The following is a 10,972-nucleotide window of genomic DNA, read 5'->3' on the forward strand; positions in this document are numbered from 1 at the left end:
GCCCGACGGCGGGGGCCGGGTCCGCGTGACAGACTCCCCGTGTGCGAGACCTGGCGACGCTTCCCAAGGCCCACCTGCACCTGCACTTCACCGGGTCGATGCGCCCGGAGACGCTGCGCGACCTCGCCGCGCAGTACGGCGTGCGGCTGCCGCACGCGCTCGTCGACGGCGACCCGCTGCGCCTGCCGCCGACCGAGCGGGGCTGGTTCCGGTTCCAGCGTCTGTACGACGCCGCGCGCGCGTGCGTGCGCTCCGAGGCCGACATGCGGCGCATCGTGCTCGAGGCCGCGCAGGACGACGCGGCCGAGGGGTCGGGGCGGCTCGAGATCCAGGTGGACCCGACGTCGTACGCGCCGTTCGTCGGGGGCATCACGCCGGCCGTCGAGATCGTGCTCGACGCGGCGCGGTCCGCGAGCGCCGCGACGGGGACGGAGGTCGCGGTGGTCGTGGCCGCCTCCCGGATGCGGCACCCGCTCGACGCACGCACGCTCGCGCGCCTCGCGGCGCAGTACGCGGGCGAGGGGGCCGGCGAGGTCGTGGGGTTCGGCCTGAGCAACGACGAGCGCCGCGGGGACACGGCGGAGTTCGCGCGCGCGTTCGCGATCGCGCGCCGGGCCGGGCTCGCGTCGGTGCCGCACGGCGGCGAGCTGCTCGGCCCGGCGCACGTGCACGAGGTCGTCCGGGAGCTCGTCCCGGACCGTCTCGGCCACGGCGTGCGGTCGGCGGAGGACCGGCGGGTGCTGGACGACCTCGTGGACCGCGGGATCGCGCTCGAGGTCTGCCCTGCCTCCAACGTGTCGCTCGGGGTCTACGAGGACGCGGGGCAGGTCCCGCTCGGGGCGCTCGTGGACGCGGGCGCCCGCGTCGCGCTCGGCGCCGACGACCCGCTCCTCTTCGGCTCACGGCTCGTCGCGCAGTACGAGACCGCGCGCCACGAGCACGGGTTCTCCGACGACGAGCTCGCCGCGCTCGCGCGGTCGTCGATCCGCGCGAGCCGCGCGTCCGCGGCCACGAAGCAGCGGCTCCTGGCCGGCGTCGACGACTGGCTCGCGACGGGCTGACCGCGGCGGCGCCGGCCGGCTCGCGGTCGGGCACGCGGCGGGGCGGCGTCAGGCGCGCGTCGCGACGACGAAGACGCGGCGGAAGGGCAGGAGGGTGCCGTACCCGCGCTCGGGGTACGCCTCCCGGAGCGCCGCGGCGTACTCGGCGACGAACGCGGCGCGCTCGGCGTCGGGCAGCGACTGAAGGACGGGGCGCGCGCCGGTCGCGGAGATCCAGCGCAGGACGGGGTCGGGCCCGTGGAGCACGTGGAGGTAGGTCGTCTCCCACGCGTCGACGCCCCAGCCGAGCCCGGCGAGCCGGTCGAGGTACACCTCCGGGTCGTGCGCGGCGGGGCGCTCGACGACGGCCGCGTGCGCCGCGTACCGCGGCCGGGCGGCGACCTCGCGGAGCAGGCGGTGGCTCGGGGCGTCGTGGTTGCCCGGGACCGAGAAGGCGAGCGCCCCGGCGGGCGCCACGTGGTCAGCGAGCCTGTCGAGCAGGCCGAGGTGGTCGGGGACCCACTGGAGCGTCGCGTTGCTCACGACGACGTCGGCCGGGGCGGGCGGCGCCCAGGTGCGCACGTCGGCGAGCTCGTACCGGACCCAAGGGGCGGACGCGTCCCGGCGCGCGCGCTCGACCATGGCGGGCGACGCGTCGACGCCCGTGATCGTCGCCGCCGGCCAGCGCGCGTGCAGCAGGGCCGACAGGTGACCGGGCCCGGAACCGAGGTCCACGACGGTCCGGACGTCGTCGACGGGCACGCGTGCGACGAGGTCGGCAAGGGGCCGTGAGCGCTCGTCGGCGTGGCTCAGGTAGAGGGCGGGGTCCCAGTCGCGGGGCATCGGTGCTCCAGTCGTCGGCCATCATCTTTCGATATCAACATTCTTGACGTCAAGATATCACGCTCCCCCGCCCTTCTCATGTGCGTCTCATCCTGCTCTCGGATACTGGCCCCATGACTCGTCGGACCGTCGCGTGGCTCGCGGGGGCGCTCGTGCTCGTGCTCGGGGGCGCGGCCACCGCCGGCGCGCTGGCCGCGCGACCCCAGGACCGCGAGGTCGGGGGTGCCGTGATCGTGACGCCCGCACCCACGACCCCCGCCCCGACGGCCACGGGCGACCCCACACCGCCCATCTCGCCCGACGACGACGATGACGACGACCGCGTGACACCTGCCCCGCCGTCGAGCGACGACGGGGACGACGACCGGGACGACGACGGGTCCCACGACGACGGGGACGACGACGGGGACGACGGCCGCAGCGGATCCGACCAGGGCGACGGATGAGCCCCCGACCGCCCCGCGCGGGGCTGACCGTCCGCACCCGCATGCTCACGGCGTTCCTCGGGCTCTCCGCCCTCGCGCTGCTGCTCGCGGGCGGCGCCGCCTGGTTCCTGCAGCGCGGGCAGATCGACGCGCGCATCGACGAGAGCCTGACCCGGAGCGCGAACGAGCTGAAGCGGCTCGCCGACTCCGGCGTCAACCCCGTCACGGGCGAGCCGTTCACGTCGGCCGAGGACGTCGTCGTCGCCTCGATCCAGCTCACGGTGCCCGCGCACAACGAGGGCGTCCTCGGGCTGCGGGAGGGCCGCACGCCCCTCGTCTCCCAGCAGGAGGTGCGGCTCCGGCTCGAGGAGGACCCGGAGCTCGTCACCGCGCTCGCGCCGCTCGTGGCGGGTGACGACGTCGTGCTGCGCTCGCCGCGGACCGCGACGGCCGACTACCGCGCCCTCGTCGCCCCCGTGCAGCCGGTCGGCGGCACGGGGGCGGCGCCCGACCAGGCGCCCGCGGCGCTCGTGCTCGCCTACGACCGCTCGGCCGAGCACGCCGAGTTCGCGCAGGTGTTCCGGACCTACGCCGTCGTCGCGCTCGGTGCGCTCGTGCTCATCGGCGTCGTCGGCTGGGTCGTCGCCGGGCGCCTGCTCCAGCCGATTCGGACGCTCTCGCGCACCGCGCAGCGCATCGGCGACACGGACCTGTCCGCCCGCATCCCCGTGACCGGCAACGACGACCTCTCGGACCTGTCGCGCACGGTCAACGGCATGCTCGACCGGCTCGAGGGGTCGTTCGAGTCGCAGCGCCGTCTCATCGACGACGTCGGGCACGAGCTGCGCACGCCGCTCACCGTGGTGCGCGGCCACCTCGAGCTCATGGACCCGCGCGACGCCGCCGACGCGTCCGAGACGCGCGACCTCGCGCTCGACGAGCTCGACCGCATGAACCGCCTCGTCGACGACCTCGTGACGCTCGCGACCGCCGGCCGGCCCGACTTCGTCCGGCCGCTCCACACCGACCTCGGTCGCCTCCTCGACGACGTGCACGACAAGGTCCGCACGCTCGGCGACCGCCGCTGGCTCGTCGACGCGCGGGCCGACGTGGCGGTCCGCGCCGACGGGCAGCGCCTCACCCAGGCGCTCCTGCAGCTCGCCGCGAACGCGGTGAAGTTCTCGGCGCCCGGGTCCGTCGTCGCGCTCGGCTCGGCGGTGTCTGACGACGGCGCGCGCGTGCGCGTGTGGGTCCGCGACGAGGGCGTCGGGATCGCGCCCGAGCAGCAGGGACGGATCTTCGAGCGCTTCGCCCAGGCGACGACACCGGGAGCGACCCATCCCGAGGGGGCCGGGCTGGGGCTCGCGATCGTCGCGGCGATCGCCGAGGGGCACGGCGGCCGGGTGCTCGTCGCGTCGACGCCCGGCGTCGGGTCCACGTTCACGCTCGACCTCCCGCTCGCCGCCGCCTCCCCCGACCTCGGGGGACCGCACGACGCCGCCCCGGGACGACCGTCCGGCCCGCCCGCGCCGGCGCCGACCGCGCCGACGGTGCCCAGCGCGCCGTCGGCCGTCACGCCCGTGCTCCCCGCGCGCACGCCCCCGCCCACCTCCCCCGACGGAAGGACCACCCGGTGAGCCAGATCCTCGTCGCGGAGGACGAGACGCGGATCGCGTCGTTCGTCGCCAAGGGCCTGCGCTCGGCGGGCTACGCGAGCACGACCGTCGCGACCGGCCGCGAGGCGCTCGACCTGGCGAGCACGGGCGACTTCGCGCTCCTCGTGCTCGACCTCGGCCTGCCGGACCAGGACGGCTTCACGGTGCTGCGCCGCCTGCGGGAGACCGGCAACGCGATCCCCGTCATCATCCTCACCGCGCGCACGTCGGTCACGGACACCGTGGCCGGCCTGGAGGGCGGCGCGGACGACTACATGGCCAAGCCGTTCCGCTTCGAGGAGCTCCTCGCGCGCATCCGGCTGCGCCTGCGCGGCGAGCCCGCGGGCGAGGTCACGGTCCTCACGCACGGAGGCCTGAGCCTCGACCTGCGCACGCGCCGCGCGCGCACCGCCGACCGCGACGTCGATCTCTCGGCGCGCGAGTTCGCGCTCGCCGAGGCGTTCCTGCGCAACCCCGGCCAGGTGCTCAGCCGCGAGCAGCTCCTGTCGCGCGTGTGGGGGTACGACTTCGACCCCGGCTCGAACGTCGTCGACGTCTACGTGCGCTACCTGCGCAACAAGCTCGGCGCCGAGCACTTCGTCACCGTGCGCGGCATGGGCTACCGGCTCGCCGACGCCACCCGCTGACCCGCCGACCCGCCGAGCGGGGCCGGTCGCCCCGACGGGTACGGCGCAACCCTGACACGCCGAACCCGGGCCCGCGGGTCGCGAGGTGGTCCCTCGTGACCGCGGACCCGGGTTCGGACCGGCCGCGCTGTCCGGCCGATCAGCCGGGCGCCGACGTCAGTCGGCCGACTGCGGCGACGGCGGCGTGACGGGGCTGGGCGGGGTGTTGGGCGTCTGAGGCGTGTTCGGGGTGTTCGCCGTCGGCGGCGTGTTCGGCGTGTTCGGCGTCTGGCTCGTCACGGCCGAGCCGGACGTGTTCGCCGAGCCCGCGGTGCTCGGGGAGGCGGAGGTGTTGGCCGTGACCGTCGTGATCGACGTCCCGTTCTGGACGTCGGTCGGGCTGGGCGTCGCGGACGCGGCGGGCGCGTCGGTGGGCGTGCTCGAGGACGTGCTCACCTGGACCGACGGCGAGACGGTCGCGGGCTCCGGGGCGTCGAACGCGCCCTGGGCGGTGGCCACCGTGGCCCCGAGGCCGACCGCGCCGAGCGCCCCGGTGACGATCCATGCGCTGCGTGCCTTCATGATCCTTCTCCTTCGTCCGATGGTGCGCACGACCCCTCGGCCGTGCATGGTCCGAGCCTCTCGGTCACGCGTGAGACGTCGAGGAGGAGCCGATGAGAGTGCTCTCAGGAAGCCGGGCGGGACCGTGCGCGACCGGTCCGTGCGCGGCGTCGAGCAGGTCCTCGGCGACGCCGAGCCACGCCTCGGCGAGGTCGCGGGATGCCGCGCCGGTCGCGAGCGACAGCACGACGCCGGCCGCGCGCGCCCGGAGGGCCGCCGGGTCGACGCTCTCGTCGAAGACCGCGAGGCACCGGTCCACGAGCGCGCCCACGCCCGCGTAGACGGCCGGCGCGAGCGACGGCAGCACCGCAAGGTGCGCGACGAGGCACGCGAGGTCGTCCACGCGGTGCCCCGGGCCGAGCGTGTCGACGTCGAGCAGGACGCTCACGCGGGGCCCCGCGTGAGCACCCGCAGGCCCCCGCTCGGGCGGCGCCGCGTCGAGCAGGACGTTGGCCTCGTAGAAGTCGCCGTGCGTCGTGACGACCGGGCCGGCGTCGCGCGTCGCGACCGCCGTCCGGACCTCGCGCGCGACGCGGTCCACCCGGTCCGCGTCGAGGGAGTGCACCGCGAGCGCCGACGCGGCGTAGTGCTCGACGCGCTCGGCCCACGCGGGGCGGCGACGCAGGGTCGTCGCGCGCGCCGGGAGGGCGTCGAGCGCCCGCAGGAGCTCGCGCGGGTCGATCGCGGTGGGCTGGGCGGCCGGTCCGGCCGCCGCGAGGTGCTGCGCGAGCGACGGGCCGCGCGCCTCCTCGAGGACGATCACGCCGTCGGCGTCCCACGCGAGGCAGCGCGGGGCGTCCACGGCGGTGGACCGGAAGAGGTCGTGCCTCCGGACGAGCGAGCGCGCCCGGTCCGGCCGGACCACCTTGACGTAGACCGCGCGCGCGGACGTCCGCGCGCGCAGCACCGCACGCCGCAGCGGGCGATACCCGACCATCGAGACCGACTCGACGGTCTCGCCGGGCGCGAGCGCCCCCGCCGCCGTGAGGCGGCGGGTGAGCTCGCCCGCGTCGCACGCCGCGGCGAGGCCGGGCAGCAGCGGGTCGGCGGGGTGGCGCCACACGTGCGCGACGCGCGGTCCGTCGGCGAGGCGGACGACGCCGGGTCCGGCGGCGTCCGGCGAGAGGGGCGCCGTCGTCACGAGCAGGTACTCGGCGGCGTCCGCCGAGACGACGCCCTCGCCCGGACCCGCGGCCAGCGTCCGGCGCGCGACGACGTCGTACCCGACCGTCACCTCCGCGCCGGGGCGCGCGTGGACCTGGTGCACGCGCCACGTGTCGAGGCTCGCGCCGTCGGCGCCGAGCGCCACGGCGAGCAGCTCCCCCGCCTCGGGAGCGGTCAGCAGGTCGAGCCAGGCGCGCTGGTCGGGCGCGGGAGGGGCGAGCGTCATGGGCCCAGCGCACCGCACGCGCGTGGGTCCGCGGTGAGACGCGCATGAGAGTCCTCTCATGCAGGGCGCCGGACGACCCGGTGCGCGGCGGCCCTTGACCGGGCGCACCCGCCGTGGGAATGTACTGAGGTGTTGACACAAACATCGTCCGCGGAGCCCCAGGCCGTCGACCTCTTCGTCCCGGCGGGCTACGACCTGCTGTGGAGCGGTGCCGTGCTGGCCGGGCTCGCGGGGCTCGGGGTCGCCGTCGTGCTGGTCGTCCGGGCCGCGACGCGCGCACCCGAGCCCTCGTTCCACGGGCTCGCCCAGGAGGACCCCGTGCGCCGTGCCGCGCGCCGGCACGCGACCACGGTGAGCGCCGCCGCGGTGACGGCGGCGCTCCTCGTCGGCGCGCTCGTCGCCCAGGCCGCCGCGACCGCCGTCGGTGGCCTCGTGGAGGGCGTGCTCGTGGGGCTCTCCCCCGCGGTCGTCGGGCTCACGTTCCTCGGCGCGCACGCCGTCGGGGAGCGGACCTGGCCGCGCCAGCGGACCGCGGTCCGCGCGGCGACGCTGCGGCCCCGGACCGTCGACGACGTCGCACCCCGGGGCCTGCGGCGCCTCACCGGGTCGCTCGGGGCGCTCGTCGTGCTGCTCGCGGTGGTCGGCGCGCTCACGGCGGGCGACGACGGGCGGTCGGTGACCCGCGTCGCAGGCGACTCGACCTCGGCGGCGAGCCCCTACCCCGGCGCGTTCTACGGCGTGTGGCTCGCGCTCGCGGCCGTCCTGGTCGTCGCCGGCGCGGAGGGCGTTCTGCGCCTCGTCGCGCGCCGTCCGGCGGTGGCGCAGGTCGACGAGGCGTGGGACGTCGCCCTGCGCCGCGCGTCGGCGCACCGCGTCCTGCGGGGCGCGCAGCTCGCGCTCGGGCTGACCGCCGCGGGGATGCTCGGCGTCGCCGCGAACGCTGCGACGCGGGTGGGCTACCCGGGGGCGGTCGTCCTGGTGGTCGTCGCGGTCGGGCTGGCGCTGACGGCCATCGCGGTCGTCGTGCGGCCCGCCCCGGACCCGGACGCCTGGGCGGACGAGCGCGCGCACGCGCCGGTGGGTCGCGGCCATGCCGCCGGCTGAGCTGCGCGTCGAGATCGACCTGCGGTCGGGTCTCGCGCCGTACGAGCAGATCCGTCGGCAGGTCGTCGCGCACGTCGCCGCCGGGCGTCTGCGGGTGGGCGACCGGCTCCCGACGATCCGCGCCCTCGCCACCGACCTCGGCCTCGCGCCGGGGACCGTGGCCCGCGCGTACCGCGAGCTCGAGGCGGCGGGGGTCGTGACGACCCGGCGTCGGGCCGGGACGGTCGTGTCCGACGGCGTCTCCCCCACCGACGTCGCCGCGCGCCACGCGGCGCACGAGCTCGTCCGCGCCGGCCGCGAGGCAGGTCTGTCGGACGACGAGATCCTCGACGTCGTGCGCGGCGCGCTGCTCCACGAGCAGCCGGGCGGCGCGCCGGCCACCGGCTGAACCGACCGCGGGCAGATGCTGCCTTCGGATCGCCGGTGCGCGAGCGACCTCGCGGCGCGCGCGTCACGACAGGGTCACGATCCACCGACAGGCGCCGTCGCGGGGCGTCCCGCCGCGGGGCGGGGCGCATGATGGTGCTCCCGCGGCAGGACGCCGCGGCACACACGAGGGGGACCAGGTGGAGGACGAAGCTCCGGACGGCGCACGGGCGGGCGCGCACGCGCGCGCGACAGCAGGGTCCGTGGTGGGCGTGGCGCGCTTCGCGCGGGATGGCGGCCCGGGGCAGGCCCCGGTCGCCCGCGGTCGACGCACGAGGGCGCGCTCGGCGGTGGGCGTGCTGGTGACGGCGCTGGTGCTCGCGGGTTGCCAGGCCGGCCTGCCCGACCTCGAACCGGGCCGGACGCCGTCGGCCACCGCGGACGGTCCCGCGACCACCGAGCCCGCGAGCCCCCGCCCGACGCAGACCGCGCCCGAGCCGACCGAGACGTCGGAGCCCGAGCCGATCCCGGAGCCGACCCCGACCGAGGCGCCCGCGCCGAGCACGCCCCCGCCCGTCCCGGAGGCGACCCCCGAGCCGCCGCCCGCGCCCGTCGAGCCCGCGGAGCTGGCCCGTGGCGCGACCGGCGACCGGGTCGTCGCGCTCCAGCAGCGCCTCGCCGAGCTCGGCTACTTCATCGGCGCGCCCGACGGCGACTTCGGCGGTGGTACGCAGCAGGCCGTGTGGGCGCTGCAGAAGGCCGCGGGCCTGTCGCGCGACGGCGTCGTCGGTCCGGCGACGCAGGCCGCGCTCGACGAGGGCGTCACGCCGCAGCCGCGCAGCGCGTCGGGCAAGGTCATCGAGATCGACCTGGACCGGCAGCTCCTGCTCGCCGTCGAGGACGGCCGGGTCGTCACGGTGATCAACGCGTCGTCGGGCAACGGCGAGTCGTACGAGGCGAAGGGCCGCACCTACCGCGCGAGCACGCCGCGCGGCGAGTTCCACGTGGGTCGGCAGGTCGACGGCAACCACTCGTCGAGCCTCGAGCTCGGCGACATGTGGCGCCCGAAGTTCTTCACGGGCGGGATCGCGGTGCACGGCTCGGGCTCGATCCCGCCGTGGCCCGCGTCCCACGGCTGCGTGCGCGTCGCGAACTCTGCGATGAACTGGCTCTGGGACTCCTGGCACGCCGACCCGGGCACCCCGGTCGTCGTCTACTGACGCCCGCTCCCTGCGTGCATGAGAGAGCCGCGCCGGCAGGGCCCGGACGCGACGATCCCAGGCACTCAGCGCGGGACGGTCAGAGGGAGACGCCGACGAGGACGGGCTCGGGGACGAGCTCGACGCCGAACGCGTCGAGGACGCCGTCGCGCACCGCGCGCGCGAGCTCGACGAGGTCCTCCGCGCCGGCCCCGCCCCGGTTGGTCAGCGCCAGGGTGTGCTTGGTCGACAGCCGCGCGGGACTCGACGCCCCATGGACCCCGTAGCCCTTGGTGAAGCCCGCGTGCTCGATCAGCCACGCCGCGGACGTCTTGACGAGCGTCGGGTCGATCTCGCCGAGGCTCGGGCCCGTCGTGCGCGACGGCGTCGCCGAGCGCACCGGGTAGCGCGGGGCCTCCGCCGGCAGGAGGTCGGCCTGCTCCACCGGGACGACGGGGTTCGTGAAGAAGGACCCGGCGCTCCAGCGGTCGTGGTCGGGGCCCTTCTGCCCCGGCGCACCCTCCCCCGCCGCGACGGGCGCGACGTCCGGTCCGACGCCGTCGAGCAGCATGCCCTTGCGCGCGCGGAGCGCGAGGACGGCGTCGCGGACGTCGGTGCTCGGCGCGCGGTCGCCGACCTGGACCCCGAGCGTCCGCGCGAGCTCGGGGTACGCGACCGGCGCGGACAGCGATCCGAGGCGTGCCTGGAACCCGACGTCGAGCACGACGTAGCGCGGCGACGGGTACCACGGGCCGCCGGCCTCGCCGTCGCCGACCGCCTCGTGCGCTGCCGCGTGCATGCTGCGCTTGAGCAGCGACGTGCGGTAGCCGAACGCGAGCTCGCCCAGCGCGAGCGTGCGCACGCGCGACCGCTGCCGGTCCCAGACGCGCACGGTCGAGATGACGCCCGCGACCTCCTGCCCGTACGCGCCGATGTTCTGGACGGGCGCGGCGCCGACCGTGCCGGGGATGCCGGAGAGCGCCTCGACGCCCACCCACTCCTCCGCGACCGCGCGCGCCACGAGCTCGTCCCAGTCCTGCCCGGCCGGCGCGTGGAAGCTCGCCCCACCGCACGAGTCCTCGGCGTCCACGGTGATCCCGCGCCGCAGGTCGCGCACGACGACGCCACCGAACCCCTCGTCGCCCACGAGCAGGTTCGAGCCACCGCCGATCACGAGCAGCGGCTCGCCGGCCTCGTCCGCCGCGCGCACGGTGTCCACGAGCTCTGCCTCGCTGTGCGCCTCGACGTACCGGTCCGCCGGCCCACCGACACGCAGCGTCGTCAGCTCCGCCAGGGACGGCGCGCCGACGGCGTCGGGGCGCAGCCCCGGGGCGGTCCGGACGATCTCGGGCAGGTCGCGGTCGACGGGGGCAGCGGGTTCGCACGTCACCGCCCCAGCCTAGTTCGCCCCCACCCCGGCCCGCCGCCGTCGACGTCCGCAGGGTCGCGGCCCTGGCCCGCGCGGTCGGGTCCGCGGCGCACGCTCGGCTCTCAGAGCCGCCACGTCGGGCCCGCGAGGGGCATGGCCTCGGTGCTCGGGGCTGCGGCGCCCGCGGGCGGTCGCTCGGGCAGCACCGACCAGGGCGAGACGGAGCAAGGCGAGACGGAGCAGGGCGGGGTGGGTGGTGGTGCCGCGTCGTGGTCGGGCCTGGCGGGAGCCGCGAGGAACGAGCGGCGGATGGTAGACGCGGCACCACCACCCA

The 10,972-nt window shown here is 76.9% G+C and carries 11 protein-coding genes and 1 pseudogene; 7 read left to right on the forward strand and 5 right to left on the reverse strand.

Features of this window, described 5'->3' with window-relative positions:
* The first annotated feature begins 41 nt into the window (after positions 1-41).
* A complete protein-coding gene (locus JN535_RS18015; protein ID WP_205207185.1) occupies positions 42-1,061 on the forward strand; it encodes an adenosine deaminase in 1,020 nt (339 codons plus the stop codon).
* A gap of 48 nt (positions 1,062-1,109) precedes the next feature.
* On the opposite strand, the gene JN535_RS18020 is transcribed toward JN535_RS18015, so the two are convergent.
* A complete protein-coding gene (locus JN535_RS18020) occupies positions 1,110-1,883 on the reverse strand; it encodes a methyltransferase domain-containing protein (protein ID WP_205207186.1) in 774 nt (257 codons plus the stop codon).
* A 113-nt stretch (positions 1,884-1,996) separates the two neighbouring features.
* Here JN535_RS18020 and JN535_RS18025 point away from each other — a divergent pair, with 113 nt between their 5' ends.
* Genes JN535_RS18025 through JN535_RS18035 form a run of 3 tightly spaced genes read left to right on the forward strand, consistent with a single transcriptional unit; the run spans position 1,997 to position 4,610 of the window.
* Positions 1,997-2,329 (forward strand): hypothetical protein, encoded by a 333-nt coding sequence (locus JN535_RS18025; RefSeq protein ID WP_205207187.1) that lies wholly within the window; start codon positions 1,997-1,999, stop codon positions 2,327-2,329.
* On the forward strand, positions 2,326-3,945 hold the full coding sequence (locus tag JN535_RS18030; protein ID WP_240201390.1) for a sensor histidine kinase: 1,620 nt from the start codon (positions 2,326-2,328) through the stop codon (positions 3,943-3,945). The genes JN535_RS18025 and JN535_RS18030 overlap by 4 nt, the downstream gene beginning before the upstream one ends.
* Positions 3,942-4,610 carry a response regulator transcription factor gene (locus JN535_RS18035; protein ID WP_205207188.1) on the forward strand — a complete coding sequence of 223 codons (669 nt, stop codon included), beginning with the start codon at positions 3,942-3,944 and terminating at the stop codon, positions 4,608-4,610. Before JN535_RS18030 ends, JN535_RS18035 begins: the two co-directional genes overlap by 4 nt.
* Before the next feature lie 156 nt (positions 4,611-4,766).
* On the opposite strand, the gene JN535_RS18040 is transcribed toward JN535_RS18035, so the two are convergent.
* Positions 4,767-5,171 carry a hypothetical protein gene (locus tag JN535_RS18040; protein WP_205207189.1) on the reverse strand — a complete coding sequence of 135 codons (405 nt, stop codon included), beginning with the start codon at positions 5,169-5,171 and terminating at the stop codon, positions 4,767-4,769.
* Positions 5,172-5,235: 64 nt separating this feature from the next.
* Complete coding sequence (locus JN535_RS18045) at positions 5,236-6,600, reverse strand: aminoglycoside phosphotransferase family protein (protein WP_205207190.1); 1,365 nt, start codon at positions 6,598-6,600, stop codon at positions 5,236-5,238.
* Between the two features lie 129 nt (positions 6,601-6,729).
* Here JN535_RS18045 and JN535_RS18050 point away from each other — a divergent pair, with 129 nt between their 5' ends.
* The 3 genes from JN535_RS18050 (at position 6,730) to JN535_RS21635 (ending at position 9,290) form a co-directional block, all read left to right on the forward strand.
* Positions 6,730-7,704, forward strand: coding sequence for a hypothetical protein (locus JN535_RS18050; RefSeq protein WP_205207191.1), 975 nt, complete (start codon positions 6,730-6,732; stop codon positions 7,702-7,704).
* The gene (locus JN535_RS18055) at positions 7,691-8,092 is read left to right on the forward strand and encodes a GntR family transcriptional regulator (protein ID WP_205207192.1); all 402 of its coding nucleotides are present in this window, start codon (positions 7,691-7,693) and stop codon (positions 8,090-8,092) included. Before JN535_RS18050 ends, JN535_RS18055 begins: the two co-directional genes overlap by 14 nt.
* Positions 8,093-8,270: 178 nt before the next feature.
* The gene (locus tag JN535_RS21635) at positions 8,271-9,290 is read left to right on the forward strand and encodes a L,D-transpeptidase family protein (protein ID WP_307868924.1); all 1,020 of its coding nucleotides are present in this window, start codon (positions 8,271-8,273) and stop codon (positions 9,288-9,290) included.
* Positions 9,291-9,369: 79 nt separating this feature from the next.
* On the opposite strand, the gene JN535_RS18065 is transcribed toward JN535_RS21635, so the two are convergent.
* Together JN535_RS18065 and JN535_RS18070 are read right to left on the reverse strand one after the other, a co-directional pair.
* On the reverse strand, positions 9,370-10,623 hold the full coding sequence (locus JN535_RS18065) for a UDP-N-acetylmuramate dehydrogenase (protein ID WP_374100525.1): 1,254 nt from the start codon (positions 10,621-10,623) through the stop codon (positions 9,370-9,372).
* A gap of 137 nt (positions 10,624-10,760) precedes the next feature.
* Positions 10,761-10,972 (reverse strand): annotated as a pseudogene (locus JN535_RS18070) (hypothetical protein); the annotation flags it as partial.

This window comes from Cellulosimicrobium cellulans (genome assembly GCF_016921195.1).
Classification (GTDB): Bacteria; Actinomycetota; Actinomycetes; order Actinomycetales; family Cellulomonadaceae; genus Cellulosimicrobium; species Cellulosimicrobium cellulans_F.

Coding starts and splice junctions, on each gene's coding strand:
- JN535_RS18020 (WP_205207186.1), bottom strand. CDS start 1,883: ATGCCCCGCGACTGGGACCCCGCCCTCTACCTGAGCCACGCCGACGAG.
- JN535_RS18025 (WP_205207187.1), top strand. CDS start 1,997: ATGACTCGTCGGACCGTCGCGTGGCTCGCGGGGGCGCTCGTGCTCGTG.
- JN535_RS18030 (WP_240201390.1), top strand. CDS start 2,326: ATGAGCCCCCGACCGCCCCGCGCGGGGCTGACCGTCCGCACCCGCATG.
- JN535_RS18040 (WP_205207189.1), bottom strand. CDS start 5,171: ATGAAGGCACGCAGCGCATGGATCGTCACCGGGGCGCTCGGCGCGGTC.
- JN535_RS18045 (WP_205207190.1), bottom strand. CDS start 6,600: ATGACGCTCGCCCCTCCCGCGCCCGACCAGCGCGCCTGGCTCGACCTG.
- JN535_RS18055 (WP_205207192.1), top strand. CDS start 7,691: ATGCCGCCGGCTGAGCTGCGCGTCGAGATCGACCTGCGGTCGGGTCTC.